Annotated in this window: 16 protein-coding genes; 11 read left to right on the top strand and 5 right to left on the bottom strand. The window is 54.1% G+C overall.

The genetic code is table 11. The features are described from left to right. Positions 1–10: 10 nt before the first annotated feature. The 4 genes from NTU47_09960 to NTU47_09945 form a co-directional block, all read right to left on the bottom strand. The gene (locus NTU47_09960) at positions 11–415 is read right to left on the bottom strand and encodes a hypothetical protein (GenBank protein ID MCX6134124.1); all 405 of its coding nucleotides are present in this window, start codon (positions 413–415) and stop codon (positions 11–13) included. Continuing rightward, complete coding sequence (gene hisS / locus NTU47_09955; protein MCX6134123.1) at positions 415–1,668, bottom strand: histidine--tRNA ligase; 1,254 nt, start codon at positions 1,666–1,668, stop codon at positions 415–417. The genes NTU47_09960 and hisS overlap by 1 nt, the downstream gene beginning before the upstream one ends. Positions 1,669–1,785: 117 nt before the next feature. Beyond that, entirely contained in the window at positions 1,786–2,256 is a 471-nt protein-coding gene (locus tag NTU47_09950) for a PTS sugar transporter subunit IIA (protein MCX6134122.1), read from the bottom strand. A gap of 41 nt (positions 2,257–2,297) precedes the next feature. Then, positions 2,298–4,805: a sugar phosphate nucleotidyltransferase gene (locus NTU47_09945; protein ID MCX6134121.1), complete on the bottom strand. Its 2,508-nt coding sequence runs from the start codon at positions 4,803–4,805 to the stop codon at positions 2,298–2,300. 502 nt (positions 4,806–5,307) lie between these two features. Here NTU47_09945 and NTU47_09940 point away from each other — a divergent pair. The 11 genes from NTU47_09940 (at position 5,308) to NTU47_09890 (ending at position 14,759) form a co-directional block, all read left to right on the top strand. Next, a complete protein-coding gene (locus NTU47_09940) occupies positions 5,308–6,978 on the top strand; it encodes a sensor domain-containing diguanylate cyclase (GenBank protein ID MCX6134120.1) in 1,671 nt (556 codons plus the stop codon). 24 nt (positions 6,979–7,002) lie between these two features. Beyond that, on the top strand, positions 7,003–7,197 hold the full coding sequence (locus NTU47_09935; protein ID MCX6134119.1) for a hypothetical protein: 195 nt from the start codon (positions 7,003–7,005) through the stop codon (positions 7,195–7,197). Positions 7,198–7,292: 95 nt separating this feature from the next. Continuing rightward, positions 7,293–8,477 (top strand): phosphopentomutase, encoded by a 1,185-nt coding sequence (locus tag NTU47_09930; protein MCX6134118.1) that lies wholly within the window; start codon positions 7,293–7,295, stop codon positions 8,475–8,477. Between the two features lie 156 nt (positions 8,478–8,633). Next, positions 8,634–9,491: a sigma-70 family RNA polymerase sigma factor gene (locus NTU47_09925; GenBank protein MCX6134117.1), complete on the top strand. Its 858-nt coding sequence runs from the start codon at positions 8,634–8,636 to the stop codon at positions 9,489–9,491. 8 nt (positions 9,492–9,499) lie between these two features. Further along, positions 9,500–10,204, top strand: coding sequence for an NlpC/P60 family protein (locus tag NTU47_09920; protein MCX6134116.1), 705 nt, complete (start codon positions 9,500–9,502; stop codon positions 10,202–10,204). A gap of 77 nt (positions 10,205–10,281) precedes the next feature. Next, a complete protein-coding gene (gene def / locus NTU47_09915) occupies positions 10,282–10,872 on the top strand; it encodes a peptide deformylase (GenBank protein MCX6134115.1) in 591 nt (196 codons plus the stop codon). Positions 10,873–10,881: 9 nt separating this feature from the next. Then, positions 10,882–11,823 (top strand): methionyl-tRNA formyltransferase, encoded by a 942-nt coding sequence (gene fmt / locus NTU47_09910; protein MCX6134114.1) that lies wholly within the window; start codon positions 10,882–10,884, stop codon positions 11,821–11,823. A gap of 108 nt (positions 11,824–11,931) precedes the next feature. Next, positions 11,932–12,741 carry an AAA family ATPase gene (locus tag NTU47_09905; GenBank protein ID MCX6134113.1) on the top strand — a complete coding sequence of 270 codons (810 nt, stop codon included), beginning with the start codon at positions 11,932–11,934 and terminating at the stop codon, positions 12,739–12,741. 1 nt (position 12,742) lies between these two features. Continuing rightward, entirely contained in the window at positions 12,743–13,663 is a 921-nt protein-coding gene (locus NTU47_09900) for a ParB/RepB/Spo0J family partition protein (protein MCX6134112.1), read from the top strand. A gap of 97 nt (positions 13,664–13,760) precedes the next feature. Next, a complete protein-coding gene (locus NTU47_09895) occupies positions 13,761–14,150 on the top strand; it encodes a RidA family protein (protein MCX6134111.1) in 390 nt (129 codons plus the stop codon). A gap of 18 nt (positions 14,151–14,168) precedes the next feature. Then, positions 14,169–14,759: a DUF5683 domain-containing protein gene (locus tag NTU47_09890; protein MCX6134110.1), complete on the top strand. Its 591-nt coding sequence runs from the start codon at positions 14,169–14,171 to the stop codon at positions 14,757–14,759. Positions 14,760–14,769: 10 nt separating this feature from the next. On the opposite strand, the gene NTU47_09885 is transcribed toward NTU47_09890, so the two are convergent. Next, complete coding sequence (locus NTU47_09885; protein MCX6134109.1) at positions 14,770–15,696, bottom strand: TIGR01777 family oxidoreductase; 927 nt, start codon at positions 15,694–15,696, stop codon at positions 14,770–14,772. Between the last annotated feature and the right edge of the window lie 127 nt (positions 15,697–15,823).

Genomic DNA, 15,823 nt, shown 5'->3' with positions numbered 1-15,823 from the left:
AAGCCCGGCATCACTGAAGCATCACCGGCGTATTGGATACTGTGATGAAAGGCGAAGCTGGAGACCCCGAGATGACAATGCTCGAGGGAGACAGGTCAATCTGGAATTCGTTCAGCTCGCCATCGAGCTTGGCGATATTGAGCTGATACGAGCCGCGCAGGTCAGAGAAATCCTCCCGTCCCCGCGCCGGGCCTACGCCGGGCATCGTCAGAGGCGTTGTGCGAAGACCCAGGATCTTCACCTGAATTGTCCTTTCCCGAAGGGCCACATCCAGGAGGATCTCGTAGTGGAAACTCGTAAACTCCTTGACTGTCTGCACAAGGAATACCTGCAGGACCTTGCGGATCCGTTCATCGAAATAATGAAACACGTGAAGCGAGTATTCGGGATTTCGGTGTTTCCGCTTGCGTGGCATCAGGTCTGGAGTGCGGAATCGATCTCGTTCAAATTGACGGGGACATCGTCACCGGTCCGCATATTCTTAAGTTTCGCGGAACCCGACCGGAGTTCGGTTTCTCCGATCACGACGGTGTAGAGTGCTTCCTGACGGTTCGCCTCGCGCATTTGTGCCTTCACGCTCCGGCCAAGGTAATCGACTTCAATCCGCATGCCTTTTGTCCGCAGTGCGTGTGCTTTGGCGAAAGCCCATCGCCGTGCTTCTTCATCAATCGTAACGATGAACAGCAGCGGACGGAGATCGGTCGTTCGCTGCGGACCAATTTTCGCAAGGACCATCAGGAGCCGTTCTATCCCGGCGGCGAATCCGACGCCCGGGGTTTGCTTCCCGCCGAGTTCTTCGACGAGGAGATCGTAACGACCCCCGCCGGCGAGAGCATCCTGTGAACCGAGAGCTGTGCTCGTGATTTCGAATGCTGTTTTCGTATAGTAGTCGAGACCGCGCACGAGCCTGCCGTCAATGACGAAAGGAGTTGCCGTTGCCTGCAGCAGTGTCTGGACTTCTGCAAAATGCCGGCTGCATTCCGGGCACAGATGGTCCTTCATGAGCGGCACCTGGTTCGTCAACGCCTGATCATGTTCGTCCTTCGAATCGAGCACACGCAGCGGGTTCTGATCGATACGCGCCTGGCTCTCAGGCGATAGCTGGTTTCGCACTGTCTGAAGTGATTCGATCAGTTTCAGTTTGTATGGAGGGCGGCATTGCTCACAGCCGACGGAATTGATCTTGAGCGAGAACTCCTGAATCCCCAGTTCCCGGTACACACTCAACGCGAGAAGCATCATCTCGGCGTCGAGCTGCGGGGAGGAACTCCCCAGCGCTTCGGCCCCGAACTGGTGGAACTGGCGCAGACGCCCTGCCTGCGGTCGCTCCTGCCGGAACATCGGTCCGATATAGTAGAGTTTTGTCAGCGGTGTCTGTTCGCCGACGTTGTGCTGGATGTATGCGCGCAACGCGGATGCCGTTCCTTCAGGTCTCAGCGTCAGGCTCTCTTCGCTCCTGTCGCTGAAGGTATACATCTCCTTGCTCACGATGTCGGTCAGCTCGCCAATACTCCGGGCGAACAACCCGGTCTGTTCAAATACGGGAGTCCGGATCTCGCGGTAGTTGAAAATACCCATGACACGTCGAATGGTCTCTTCGACGTACTGCCACGCTTCCGTTTCTCCGGGGAGAACGTCTTTTGTCCCCCTGATTGATCTGAATTTCAATGGTGTGTCCGTTCCATGAGTCGGCGTTTGACATTTCCCGTCCAGCGCGTCCACGCTATCGTTCGGTGGTGGCGCGCTGCCCGGCGGTTGCGGGTGGTCAGAGTTGCATTGCCGTCGCTACGCTTCAAAATGTGTAGCTTCTTCCTGACGGAAGATTTCGAGAATGTCTTTCGGCGTTGGAGCATCCAGGAGGCGTTTACGGAAGTCTTCGTTATTCATGAGGCGGGAGATCCGGCTCAGCAGCTTGATGTGCGGTCCCACCATGTTTTCGCGGCCGACAAGGAGGAAGACAATTCTGACAGGCTGATCGTCGAGTGACTGATAGTCGATGGGTTGTGCGGTAACGGCGAATGCGGCAACAATGTCGCTGACAGCGTCTGATTTTGCATGCGGGATCGCAAACCCCGCGCCGACACCCGTTGACATGATTTTCTCGCGTTCGAAAATTGCCTCGCGCACTTTCTCCTTGTCAAGTACCCGTTCCTGTGCTGCAGCGACATCGATGATTGCGTTAATGATTTCGTTCTTGGACGTTCCAGCGAGATTTGTTCTGACAACGCTTTCATTCAGTAAGTCTACAATACGCATTCGTTACTCCGAAAAATCTGAGACACTCGTTATCTAGACATCTACGAATTCATCCACACGTGCAGTTTTACCTCGTATTCATTGGACAGCTGCTGCGCGATCGCAGCATCCGGTGATTCAGCATTGATGTGGAACTCGGGTCGGGTCCGGTCGGGAATCAGCAGCACCGATGTGAGCCGGTCATCCTGATTTGGGTAGATCTTTACCCCGTCGATCAATTCCCGCGGCAGCCGTTCTGTATCCTTCATCAGATACCGCATCACCTGCCCTTTGAGGTTCCAGGCACACGCGGTGGCACGCTTGATCATGTGCAGTCTGGGCGTCTCGCGGTCGAGTTCGCCAAAGCGTTTCTTGGTCAGAGAGAGACATTCAAGCAGCTTCGCCACGCAGAACATGCCGTCTGAGGCGAACAGGAAATCGTTGAAAATAAACCCGCCCTTGGTCCCGCCTACAAACCTGATCTGTTTGTTGGATGCTGCTTCCATGAGAGCAAGATGACTGTCCCGGGTTTTCACCACCGTGAGCCCGTACTCCTCGGCGAGCATGTCAACCTCGGCAGACGCTGAAATCGGAACGGCAATTTTCTTGATCTCAGGATGAGCGAGGATGACCAGCTTTGTCATCAGTGTCAGCAAACGATCATTTTCAATCGCGTGACCGCGTTCATCCACGACAATGAGCTTCTCGGCTCCGGGGTCAAGCATGCATCCGACATCGTACTGAAGCGAAGTCACGACGTGCGACAACTCCTTCACCGTCCGCTCGGTAAGCTCCCTGGTCCGCGTCAGTTTCTGACTGTCGAGATACGCGTTCAACGAAACAACCTGCACGTTGAGGTTTCCGAGGACGTTCGGGAAGATGGTGGATGCTATGCCGTTCGAATAGTCGATGACAAGTTTGATGCCGCCGGAGCGGATTGCATGCACGTCGAGTGCAGCGTACTCGCGCTCAACGTAGCTCTCAGTTGATCGCTCGGGGAACCTGATCGTGCCGACCGCGTCGTGGCTCGAACGTGTGAAGTCTTCGCCGAAGAACAATCGCTCGACAGATTTCGACTTCCCGCTCGGGAGGTCTTTTCCATCGGCGTCGAAGAAGATGATATCTGTGAGATTTTTGTCGTGGGGCGATTTCCGGACATGGATCCCTCCGCGCTCGGTAGCGCTCCGGAGCTCGTGGCGAACAATGGGAATGGAGGATATTCTCAGATCTGCGCAGTGGACGCCGGAAGACATCAGGCCGGTCATAAAGGCGCGGTTGATCATCCGGGACACATTGTCAGAATCGCGGCTCGTGACGACTGTTGAGCCGGAACCGGCGAGTGCACCAAACGCTGCTCCGAGTTTGGCGGCAAACTCGGGATTCATTTCGACATTCGAAACGCCGGTAACTCTCGCGTCGCGAAACAGTTCCCGAAGCCACCGGTCTTCCCAGACCAGACTTCGTGTGACCACCGCACCTTCTTCCACAATCTTTTCAGGCCACAGCTTGATGTTGGCAGACAGACGACTGCGTTTGCCAACCGTGCACCGATCGCTCATGAACACGTTCTCGGAAATGACCACATCATCTCCGATCACGCAGTCCGTCCCGATCACATCCGTGGACATCTCAACATTTGTCCCGATCTTTGTGCCGTTCCAGATGACGCAGTTGCGGATGACGCTTCCTGCCTGGATGTCGCAGTCGTCTCCGATTACGGAGTTCGCGATCGTAACGTTGTCGTGAACATGCGTATTCTTGCCGATGATGACTGTGCCCGAGAGGCTTTTGGGGTCCGTTTCGACCCGGCTGTTCGGTCCCACATAAATGTTACCGCGCTTCTCTCCCGGGAGAGCTGCTTTCACCTGGCCTCGCAGCGCATCGGAATGAGCGTCCTGGTATTCGTTCAGGTTCCCGACGTCTTTCCAGTAGCCTTCTGCGATATAGCCATACAGTCCCATATCCTGCTCGAGCAGGATGGGGAAGAGATTCTTGCTAAAGTCGAATTCCTCTTTGGGGGGAATGAGGTCGAGAACTTCCGGTTCGAGAATATAAATCCCAGTGTTAATCGTATCGCTGAAGACCTCTCCCCATGAAGGCTTCTCGAGGAAGCGCGAGATCTTTCCATTGTCATGGGTCAGAACCACGCCATACTGGAGAGGGTTGGGGGCATGCGTCAGGATGATTGTTGCTTTTGCCTTCTTTTCTTCGTGGAAGCGAACAGCCGCTGAAAGGTCAAAATCGGTGAAGACGTCCCCGCTAATGATGAGAAACCGTTCGTCGAGGAAGTCCTTTGCGTTGCGGACGCTTCCTGCGGTGCCAAAGTCGGCCTCGGCCCTCAAATACTGCATCGAGACGCCGAATCGGTGGCCGTCATCGAAGTAGCCCGAGATAACATCCGGCTGATAATAGAGGGTTGCTATGATGTCGGTAACGCCATGGTGTTTGAGCAGTTCGACGATGTGCTCCATCATCGGCCTGTTCAGCATTGGTACCATGGGCTTGGGGATATTGCAGGTAAGCGGCCTTAGGCGGGTTCCAAAGCCACCCGCCATGATCACAGCTTTCATTGAGATGTGGTCTCGGAGTGGTTGATGATAAAGCAATCGATAAGTCAAAAATTAGACAAAAAAAGCTTCTGCTGCAAGGCGATTGTCCGTCTGTCTGAACGAATACGATTGATAGAAAACTAAGAGACGAGATGAGATATAGTTTGGAAGTTCATCTCATTTTTCACCTTGACTTTGTTGGCCTAAATGGGTAAATTTAGCGTAATTTAAGGGCCAGATTCATATTTCTTACTTATATAGGACTGACGCCCGGATGTCAAAGACAATTCGTTCCTGGACTGAGTGGTATTTATCAAGACAGGAACTAGTTGTGTTATCGGGCGTCGTACTGTTTTTAGCTGGCCTGTTTTTCTCCTCACCGCTATTGAGGATTGTGGCGTTTTTGCTCTCAGGCTCGCTCTTTGCGTATGTCATCGTGTCTCGATGGCGGCCGAGGCCGAAGGAGCATTCGGAGGGTGACGGTTCCAGGATTTTAGTCACTGCACAGGAGCAAGAAGCCGAAATGAAAAAACTCGTCTTCGACGATTTTCAGCCGTCAGACAAGAAATTCAAGGTGGATATTGTGGAGGATCCCGCCGGGAAGCCGAAATCCGCAGCATCAAAACGCGGCCAGATTTCGGCTGTTGCAGAGTATGAGTTTCAGCCTTCTGATTTCTTTGATGTGAACGAAGATGTTTTCGTTCGCGAGGGGGGGCCGAAATCGGAATTCGGGTTCCTTATGAAAAAGGTTCTCACCGTCGTGAAAGAAGTGAACTTCGCGCATTCGGTGGCCTTTTTCTGGGTGAACAAGGACAAGAACCAGATTGTCCTGGAGAGCTTTGTTTCCGATAGCGACAAGTTCATGACGCATCGCCGCCGGGAGCTTGGGACCGACGTCATCAGTCAGGTCGCTTTCACGGGACATCCCAGAATTCTCAACCAGGTCAATGCGGCTGGACAGCTCGAGATGCTCGGCTACTACGAGGCTGTGGAACCTGTCAAGACGTTTGTCGCCGTCCCGATTTTCTATGCCAAATCGACGACGGTTCCTCATGAGCCCGTTGCGGTCCTGACCCTCGATTGTATCGATGAGGACGCATATGGACCGGAGACGCTGAGCTCGCTGGGCCAGTTCACGAAGTTGATCTCTGCGTTGATTAGAAGCTATACCGACAAGTATGATTTGCTTCTCGATTCGGAAGTTCTGCGATCAATTTCCAGGATGCGGGAGCAGTTGAAAATCGAGTTCAGTCTGCACAATGTCGTGCGGACGTTGGCTGAAGAGACATCCCGGCTGGTAACGTGGGATTACGTCTCCGTGGTTCTGTTCGATGAAAACCGGAAATCGTGGGTCGTCCAGTTTGTTCTCAATCGGATGAACGATTCGTATGTTACTGCAACCCAGGAAATTGACCCTCACCAGAGCCTTGTGGGGGGCGTTATTCAGTCAGGCGTTTCCCGGATTATCGACTCTATGGCAGGCATCGAGCTGCCCCGGTTTTACAAAGCGGAACGGGTTGATTCCAAGGGCGCTTGTATCATCCTTCCAATCATCTCGACGAGCCGCTGCTACGGTGTATTGGCTGTCGAAAGTAAGGACACTAAAACGTACTCAGACCCCGAGGTCAAGTTGCTCGAGAAGCTCGTCGAGACAACAGCGGTGGGTCTTGAAGTGCTGAACCTTACCGATGTTGTCAACAACTACGTCCTGATGGACGAGACAACGGGAGTGGCGACGAGAAGCTACTTCGCGAGCCGCGTGCAGGAAGAAGTGCATCGTGCCAATGATTTCGGAACGGATCTGACTCTTGTGATGTTGTCGATTGACTCGATGAACGAGCATTTGCATCGCTATGGCAAGGACGGATTCGATTTCGTCCTTCAAAATATCGGCCGAATGATCAAATCGTCTGTTCGACCGTACGATCTCGTGGGGCGGTTTGATTTCAACAGGTTTGCGGTATTGCTGGTAAGCACGGCTGCGAAGGAGGCCCATTTGTGGGCTGAGAAGCTGCGCAAGAACATCGCGAGCAATATCATCAATGTCGACCAGAAGAGCTTTTCTGTTACCGTGAGCATTGGAGTTTGTGGCGCCGTGAGCCAGACAAGTGACATCGAGTTGCTGGAAAATGTTGGCCAGACGTTGAAAAAGGCGGTCGAGGCGGGAGGAAATGTTGTTCGGATTTTTAATTAATGAGAATATGGTGAGGAGATAAGTATGGCAAAACAGACCGATTTTGCAGAAAAAGCTAAAAAAGCCGCACAGGAAAAAGGCACCAAATGTCCTAAGTGTGGGACTGTCAGGGTCCCCACCCTCTTCGTTCAGTCGATTCGATCAGCGCATGGTTCCTATCGTTTCAACCGTTCGCGCGTTCAGATCTGCAAGTGCAACGAAAAACAGGTATTAGCCTAACATTTGTTCTCATTCCTCGTAATCCTCAGTAGTCGGTTCTATCTGGAATCTCTGCGGGCTGTGGTGGGTCGAGTCGTGGAAGGGAGACTGCTATCTTGAAGCCAGGGAAAGTTGTCTTCATGGTCCTCGATAGCGTTGGTGTCGGCGCACTGCCCGATGCTCGTGCGTACGGAGACGAGGGAACGAATACGGTTGGGAATACGGCGAGAGCAATCGGAGGTCTGAAGCTCCCGAACCTGCAGAAACTCGGGCTCGGAAATATCGTCGATGCGCAGGGTGTGCCGCCAGTCAAAAATGCAGAGAGCTGTTTCGGAAAAATGGCCGAGCGTTCGGCCGGAAAAGACAGCACGACTGGTCATTGGGAACTTGCGGGTGTCATAACAGAAAAGGCGTTTCCGTTGTATCCGGGAGGATTCCCTGCTGATGTCCTCCGGAGTTTTATGGACGTTGCAGGTTGCAGCGGAGTCCTGGGTAACAAGCCTGCGTCAGGCACCGATATCCTTGTGGAACTCGGTGATGAACACGTTCGCACGAGGAACCCGATCGTCTATACTTCCGGCGATTCAGTATTCCAGATCGCCGCTCACGAAGGGGTGATCCCGCTTGAACGGCTCTATGAGATTTGTACGCGAACTCGTCATGAAGTGATGACGGGGATTCACGCTGTCGGACGAGTCATCGCCCGGCCATTTGTGGGTTCAAGCGGTGCATATGTCCGCACCACAAACCGAAGGGATTTTGCTCTCAATCCTCCGGCGCCCATGCTTTTGGATCTTCTGCACGATGAAGGGATCGAGACGATCGGCGTCGGGAAAATCGATGATCTGTTCTGTGGACGCGGACTGAAGCAGAAGATCCATACGACCTCGAACGCGGAAGGTCTTCGCAGGACGGTCGAGGCCGCAGCAGCATTGCGGCATGGGTTTGTTATGACAAACCTGGTCGATTTCGACATGCTGTACGGACATCGTCAGGACCCGAAAGGGATGGGGGCGGCCCTGGAGCAATTCGACCGAGGACTTCCCTCGCTGCTCGATGCGATGCATGAGGGGGATTTGCTTATCATGACGGCCGATCATGGCAATGATCCGACGGATCAGAGCACGGACCATTCGAGGGAATACGTGCCGCTGCTGAGCTTTGTGAAGGGCGGGAAGCAAAACGTGGACCTGGGAATTCGCCAGACGTTCGCGGATGCTGCAAAAACGGTTGCAGAGTACTTCTCCTTGAAGAAATCATCATTGCTTGCAGGGAACAGTTTTCTTCAATCGATGGTCTAATCAAGAAGAGCGCGAAGGGGGAGTCGGAAGCTTCGGTTCTCCGACGAAACACGAAGTAGATTCGGGAAATACCGAACTTTGTTGTATCTGAGTGATGTTGATAGGGTAGGGCTCAGACTACCTGCATAGTCCCATTGGAAAGAGGCGCGACAGTACATGGTAAAAATCAGTAAACAATACACGAATCGGGAAAGCCAGTCTCTCGACAAGTACCTTCAGGAGATCGGCAAGGTCGACCTGCTCACACCGCAGGAGGAAATCGATCTTGCCCGACGCATCAAGAAGGGGGACCAGAAGGCGCTTGAGAAACTGACGAAGGCCAACCTCCGCTTCGTCGTCAGCGTCGCAAAGCAGTATCAGAACCAGGGACTGTCCCTCGGCGACCTGATCAACGAGGGGAATCTCGGGCTGATAAAAGCTGCCAAACGGTTCGATGAGACGCGTGGATTCAAGTTCATCTCGTATGCCGTGTGGTGGATTCGCCAATCGATTTTGCAAGCCCTGGCTGAGCAGTCCCGTATCGTGCGTCTGCCGCTGAACCGCGTCGGTGCGCTGAACAAGATTGGCAAAGCATTCAGCACGCTTGAACAGGAATTCGAGCGTGAACCGAGCGCCAGCGAGCTTGCGGAAGAGCTGGACATGTCGCTCTTCGAAGTCTCCGACACGCTGAAGATTTCCGGGCGCCACCTTTCGATGGATGCACCGTTTGCACAGGGAGAGGATAACCGGCTCCTGGATGTTATCCAGGATCAGCGCCAGCCATCTCCTGATCACCAGTTGATGGAAGAATCCCTGAAGGTTGAAGTGCGACGTGCCTTGAACACGCTGAGCGAGCGGGAAGCACAGGTCATCAGGTTATATTTTGGGCTCGATCAGGAGCACTCGCTGACTCTTGAAGAGATCGGCGAGAAGTTCAATCTCACGCGGGAACGCGTTCGACAAATCAAAGAGAAAGCGATCCGGCGTTTGCGGCATGCCTCCCGGAGCAAAGCTCTGAGGGCTTACCTGGGATAATGGAACGAATGAGACATGCAACCAGTGGAAAGCCTCGGTGTAAGCCGGGGCTTTCGCTGTTCCGGAGGGTCCAACACACGAAAACTCTGGCCGTCGTGATCACTGCTCCCTTTCTTTTCGCCTCGGTTCTGGCAATCGGTGGCTGTGGTGGGACGTCCCCCCGGTTCAAGAGCGGGGAAACAAAGAGAGCGGAGTCTGCCGGGAAGACAGAACCAGCACGTTCCGGCAAAGACTCGGTTCAGGCACGAGATGAGGACGTCGAGACTGCTTCCGACGCAGCTGAAAACGTGTTGGCGGGAAAGCGGAGTTTCCGGACAGAGAAGAATTCGGCGATCTCGAATCTCGATCAGGCGAAGGTGATGCGCGAGATATCGAAACTGATGGGAGTGTCGTACAAACTCGGCGGAATGGATGAAGATGGAATCGATTGTTCCGCCTATACGATGACGGTCTACAAGAAATCGATCGGGAAGCTGCTGCCTCGAAGCAGTGCTGAGCAGTTCAAGACTGGAATTCCGGTGACCAACGACGATCTGAAGTTCGGCGATCTCGTATTCTTCAATACGACCGGCGAGACAGCCTCGCACGTTGGGATCTATCTCGGTGATGATCTCTTTGCTCATGCAAGCGTCTCGCTGGGCGTAACGATTTCGTCACTTGAAAGCTACTATTTCAAACAACGATACGAGGGAGCGCGTCGGGTTGTGGAGTAGGTTGCATTCAAGCGATGTGCTGAGTATATTTTCTTATCGAAGTTGAATTTCTACATTTGGGGCGGCAGAAAACAAGAATGTCCAGATTGCCTATCTATCTGTATGGGACTGAGGTGCTGCGCAAGAAGGCGAAGCCTGTCCAGAAGCTCGATGATTCTGCGATCAAGCTGATGTACGATCTGGCCGAGACAATGCACAGAGCGAACGGCATCGGACTCGCTGCCACCCAGGTGGGGGATCTCCGACGGATGCTCGTCGTTGATGTAGGCGCAATTGAGAGGGGAGTGCGGGAGGAAGATGAAGGAAAGCCCGCTGAACACGATTCGGAGTCCAAAGTACTTGTGATGATCAATCCTGTCATCAAGGTCATGGAGGGGTCAATCTCGATGGAAGAGGGGTGTCTCAGCATCCCCGATCTTCGCGCAGAAGTGGATCGGCCTGAGAGAATTGGCGTGAAATACCGGGATGTAAATTTCCAGGAGGCAGAAATAACAGCCGACGGCCTGCTCGCCAGGGTTATACAGCACGAAGCCGATCATCTGGATGGCGTCATGTTCGTGGACCGTGTTGGAAGAACGCGCCGGGCGCTTCTCCGCAGCGAGCTGAAAAAGATTGAAAAGGGTGAGGTAGACACGTCGTATCCTTCCATCAGTTCTGACGAGGTATGAGCCTTCACCATGCGAATTCTCTTCATGGGCACGCCGGAGTTTGCCATCCCCAGCCTCAAGACGCTGTTGGAGCATGGCTACAATGTTGTCTCCGTCGTGACATCGCCCGATATGCCTCAGGGGCGAGGACAGAAAGTCGCCCCATCCCCCGTCAAAGAATTTGCCGATGAGAGAAGCCTCCCTCTTCTCCAACCACAAAGCTTGAAAGACCCGGCGTTCGTTTCCGCCGTTGCCAGTCTCCAACCGGATCTCATCGCAGTCGTGGCGTTCCGCATTCTCCCGCCAGAAGTGTTCACAATCCCCCGGTTTGGTGCATTCAATCTGCATGCGTCGCTCCTCCCAAAGTTCAGGGGTGCCGCGCCGATCAACTGGGCGATCATCAAAGGGGAAGAGGAAACGGGAGTCACAACGTTCTTCCTGCGCGAGAAAGTGGATACAGGCGCGGTGCTTCTGCAGGCCCGCGTTCGCATCGGGCGTGACGAGACCGCCGGCGAATTGCACGACAGGTTGTCGGATCTGGGAGCCCAGGTTGTCCTTCAGACTGTCCGTGCAATCGAGCTCGGCAATGCCAAACCCATGGCCCAGGACGAATCCTCCGCATCGCTTGCCCCCAAGATCTGGCGTGAGAATTGTGAAATCGACTGGAAGAAACCTGCGCAGCAAATTCACGATTTTGTGCGCGGTCTTTCTCCCAGTCCGTGTGCCTGGACGAGGCATCATGGAAAGATCGTTCGGATCTATGGGACGGAACGTGTCGATGATTACGGACTGGTCCATGCGTGCGAACCGGGTGTCGTAGCGGACACGACCGCCACGAAAGTACTGGTCGGAACTCAGACAGGTTTGCTCGGACTCACCGAAGTTCAACAGGAGGGGAGGAAGCGAATGGCGATCGCAGAATTCATACGCGGCTATCCGCTCAAAGCGGGTGACCGGTTCGGCAAAACCTGAACGTCCTGCGGCGGCTCCCCCGACTGCGGTTGTTTGCATACTCTCCGAAAAAGGATTATATTCGCACATTCATTTGCCCCCCAGTCAGAGAGAACCGATAACTCGTCGATGTCAAAAGTCATTGTTATTGCGAATCAAAAGGGCGGCGTAGGGAAGACAACAACGGCCGTGAACCTGGCTGCGTCTCTCGCTGTGGCCGAAAAGCGTACACTTCTTGTTGATATGGATCCGCAGGCGAACGCGACCAGCGGAATCGGCATCTCTCCTCTCGAAGGCCGCACCATTTACGAAGTGATCGTCGACGGACTGAACATGGGATCGACAATTGTCGAGACCCAGATGCCGTTTCTCTCCTGTGTCCCATCCCATATCAATCTCGTCGGCGCAGAGATTGAGATGGTGGCCCTGGAAAACAGGGAGCGGAGACTCTTGACAGCTATTCAACCTGTGCGTGAGCTGTACGATTTTGTTGTCATCGATTGCCCTCCCTCGCTTGGACTTCTGACGCTGAACGCACTCACCGCAGCCGATTCCATTCTGATCCCGGTGCAATGCGAATACTTCGCTCTCGAAGGACTGGGTCAGCTCTTCAGCACGATCAATCTCGTGAAGAAGACGCTCAATCCGAACCTTGACATCGAGGGGGTGTTGTTGACGATGTTCGACTCGCGCCTGCGGTTGTCGAATCAGATCGTCGATGAGGTCAAACGATATTTTGGAAACAAGGTGTTCAAGACGGTTATCTCCCGCAACATCCGTTTGAGCGAAGCTCCGAGTTTCGGCAAGCCAATTATTCTGTACGACGCCATCTGCTCAGGCACCCGGCACCATATGGACCTGGCCAAAGAGGTGCTGGCGAACAACGATGCGCTGACGCCCGAGTCGATCCCGCAATCACACTCTGTTACCGGATCCTGATATGTCTACTCAAAAGAAATCAGTTCTTGGACGGGGGTTGAGCGCTTTGATACCGAAGGCGCCACCGAAAGAAGTGAGCTACCGGCACGATGAGATTGGAGCAGACACGGGAGAGGTAGGCATTATAGCCCGGGTCGCGATGGAGCTCATACGGCCCAACCCATTCCAGCCCCGGACGGAATTTGACGTTGAGGCGTTAGCGGAACTCACCCGTTCGATCGTCGAAAAAGGGATCATACAGCCGATTACTGTCCGGCGCGTGGACGGCGGATATCAGCTTGTAACGGGCGAACGGCGATTGCGCGCGGCGCAGAACGCCGGACTCACAGAGATCCCCGCTTACATCATCACGGTGGAATCCGATGAGGAAATGCTGGAACTCGCTCTCATCGAGAACATCCAGCGCGAGACGCTGAACCCTATCGAAATTGCCCACGGTTACAAACGCCTCATCGACGAGTGCCATCTGACGCAGGAAGAGGTGGCAGACAAAGTCGGCAAGGACCGCACGACGGTTACGAATTTCATCCGCTTGCTCAAACTGCCTATCGAGATCCAGGTAGGGTTGCGGAAGAACCTCATCACGATGGGGCACGCGCGGGCGCTGATCAACGTGCCGACAGAGGGCATGCAACTCCGTCTTTATCAGAAAATCGTCGATTCAGGTATCTCTGTCCGCAAGATCGAGCTCCTCGCGAAAGCGACGGGTAAAACAACACAAGGGACCGGCCGGAAGACCCTTCCGACAGAAGGCTCGGCCAGCGTTCAGAGCGTGGAAGCGAAACTGCGACAGACGCTCGGCACGAAGGTGAGCGTAAAGGAACGTGTCGGCGGAAAAGGGGAAATCGTCATCGAGTACTATTCGCTCGATGATCTGGATCGCCTGCTCGACCTCTTCGCATCACTCGAGAAATTTCACTAGAAGTCATTTCAACAAGAAGTCACGCAAAGGCACAAAGGCACGAAGAGATGTCTGCGGTGTGCCTGCTCAACGTTTCTTGAATCATCTGGAAGATACCATGGCCAATCAGAAAGTTCTCACCGACAAGGCGCCGAAACCAATCGGGCCGTACAGCCAGGGAATCATTGTTGACGGACGATTTGTCTACACGGCTGGTCAGGTTGCCATCGATCCTGCGACGAATAAGGTCATCGAGGGAGATATCAAGGCGCAGACCAGGCAGGTCCTGAAAAACATCGAAGCTGTGCTGAACGCAGCCGGCACGTCCATGAATGCCGTCGTGAAGACAACAGTCTTCCTGAAGGACTTCAATGACTTTGCGGCGATGAACGAAGTCTATGCGGAGTTTTTCTCGTCAGCCGCTCCGGCTCGAAGCACCGTCGAAGTGGGCCGGCTCCCGCGAGACATGAAGGTCGAAATCGAAGCTGTAGCGGTCATCGAGAAGTAGGTGGTTGTGCCTTGCATAATGAAAGCTTGGACGCATTCTCTCATCCATTCGCGGGTCGCTCTTCTGTGTGGTCTCCTCTCTCTTCTGATCGGCCCTGCCGTTAGTCAGGAGCGAGTCTCGTCGGCGTTGTTCAAGGCGGACCCGGTTTCGCAAACACCGTTCTTCCGCCTCCTGCCGGATTCCCTGAAGGCTGATTCTGCCAGCGTCGTGTTCATTCGTTCGAAGTCTCCGACAACTGCGGTACTGCTTTCGGCTATTCTCCCCGGTGCCGGCCAGATTTACACGGGGAGATATTGGAAGGTTCCGCTCATTCTCGGATTCGGAGGGTATTTCGGGACGCAGTGGTTTCGTATGAATGACCGCTATACCGAATCCCGATCGAGATACGACGAGTCTGTAAAGCTCGGGGCTAACAATGGGCAGGGGGATGCGCAACTGCTCTACGAGAGGGACTTCTACCACGATGAGCGCGACAGGTTCGCGTTCTATTTTGCAATCACTTATCTGCTAAACCTCGTCGACGCATACGTCGGAGCCAGCCTCTACGGTTTCGATGTCGGGGATAATCTTGGCGGAACTTCTCTCAAGATCAGCATCCCAATCCGCTAGGTCTGGTCCACTACCCCAGTATGTCCTTGAGTGCTCCGGTCAGAGCAGGAAACCGGAATTCAAACCCCGCTTTGAGGAGCTTCTCCGGCTTTGCACACTGGCCGTTGAGGACTATGGCCGACATCTCTCCGAGAATCGCTCTCAGAACAAAAGACGGCACCGGGAATATTGACGGGCGGTGCATAACTGCTCCGAGGGTTTGAGCAAAATCGCGCATCGTCGTGGCTTGCGGCGCTGCCAGATTCAAAGCCCCTGAAAGCGCTGTTGTATCGAGCGCGAACCGAATTGCCCGCACCTCGTCTTCATGGTGAATCCATGGAAACCACTGATCTCCGGAGCCAAGCGGGCCGCCGACAAAAAGCCTGAATGGAAGGAGCATTTTCTTGAGAGCGCCGCCCCGAGAATCCAGGACGATGCCGGATCGAAGCAGGACAACCCGAACACCAAGTTCTTGCGCCTCCAGCGCGGACGATTCCCATGCGACACATGTTCTTCCGAGAAAATCCTGTCCGGGTGGATGATTCTCGACAACGTTTCCCCGGGGGACGTTGCCGTAAAACCCAACGGCAGACGCGTTGACGAGGGCTTTCGGTTTTTTGCTCGAATGCCGGATAGCTTCCACCAGTGCCCCCGTCGGCTCTGTGCGGCTCAGAAGGAGTTCTTGCTTGCGGGTTTCCGACCACCTCTTCTCGCCAATCGACTGTCCCGAAAGATTTACAATCGCTTCTGCGGACTCAACATACTGTGTCCATTCGCCCTGGTTCTTTCCATCCCAGCGAACATACCGTACCAGGGGATGAACGGGCGCTCGCATCGCGTCCTGGCTTCTTGTGAGGACAACAACTTTTGTCCGACTCTCGACCAGACTTGATGTCAATTTCCGACCGATCAATCCCGTAGCGCCGGCGACTATGACCGTTCCCAATGGAGTATCCATACGATGTACATAATCAGAATTTCCGTGGAATTCCAGATCATGCCTTGAGTCGGATGCACCGACCTCCACCTTGCTCTTACGGCGATTTTACGCTATATTTCTTGTCCGAACGGGGAGTAAAGGGTGA

This window comes from Ignavibacteriales bacterium (genome assembly GCA_026390595.1).
Taxonomy (GTDB): Bacteria; Bacteroidota; Ignavibacteria; order UBA10030; family UBA10030; genus UBA9647.
This window is presented reverse-complemented; position numbering and strand designations above follow the sequence as displayed.

What these genes read in the sequence shown, in the direction of transcription:
- NTU47_09900 (MCX6134112.1), top strand. Translation starts at nt 12,743, where the DNA reads ATGTCTACTCAAAAGAAATCAGTTCTTGGACGGGGGTTGAGCGCTTTG.
- fmt (MCX6134114.1), top strand. Translation starts at nt 10,882, where the DNA reads ATGCGAATTCTCTTCATGGGCACGCCGGAGTTTGCCATCCCCAGCCTC.
- NTU47_09895 (MCX6134111.1), top strand. Translation starts at nt 13,761, where the DNA reads ATGGCCAATCAGAAAGTTCTCACCGACAAGGCGCCGAAACCAATCGGG.
- NTU47_09885 (MCX6134109.1), bottom strand. Translation starts at nt 15,696, where the DNA reads ATGGATACTCCATTGGGAACGGTCATAGTCGCCGGCGCTACGGGATTG.
- NTU47_09920 (MCX6134116.1), top strand. Translation starts at nt 9,500, where the DNA reads ATGAGACATGCAACCAGTGGAAAGCCTCGGTGTAAGCCGGGGCTTTCG.
- NTU47_09890 (MCX6134110.1), top strand. Translation starts at nt 14,169, where the DNA reads ATGAAAGCTTGGACGCATTCTCTCATCCATTCGCGGGTCGCTCTTCTG.
- def (MCX6134115.1), top strand. Translation starts at nt 10,282, where the DNA reads ATGTCCAGATTGCCTATCTATCTGTATGGGACTGAGGTGCTGCGCAAG.
- NTU47_09905 (MCX6134113.1), top strand. Translation starts at nt 11,932, where the DNA reads ATGTCAAAAGTCATTGTTATTGCGAATCAAAAGGGCGGCGTAGGGAAG.
- NTU47_09935 (MCX6134119.1), top strand. Translation starts at nt 7,003, where the DNA reads ATGGCAAAACAGACCGATTTTGCAGAAAAAGCTAAAAAAGCCGCACAG.
- NTU47_09925 (MCX6134117.1), top strand. Translation starts at nt 8,634, where the DNA reads ATGGTAAAAATCAGTAAACAATACACGAATCGGGAAAGCCAGTCTCTC.
- NTU47_09960 (MCX6134124.1), bottom strand. Translation starts at nt 415, where the DNA reads ATGCCACGCAAGCGGAAACACCGAAATCCCGAATACTCGCTTCACGTG.
- NTU47_09950 (MCX6134122.1), bottom strand. Translation starts at nt 2,256, where the DNA reads ATGCGTATTGTAGACTTACTGAATGAAAGCGTTGTCAGAACAAATCTC.
- NTU47_09945 (MCX6134121.1), bottom strand. Translation starts at nt 4,805, where the DNA reads ATGAAAGCTGTGATCATGGCGGGTGGCTTTGGAACCCGCCTAAGGCCG.
- NTU47_09940 (MCX6134120.1), top strand. Translation starts at nt 5,308, where the DNA reads ATGAAAAAACTCGTCTTCGACGATTTTCAGCCGTCAGACAAGAAATTC.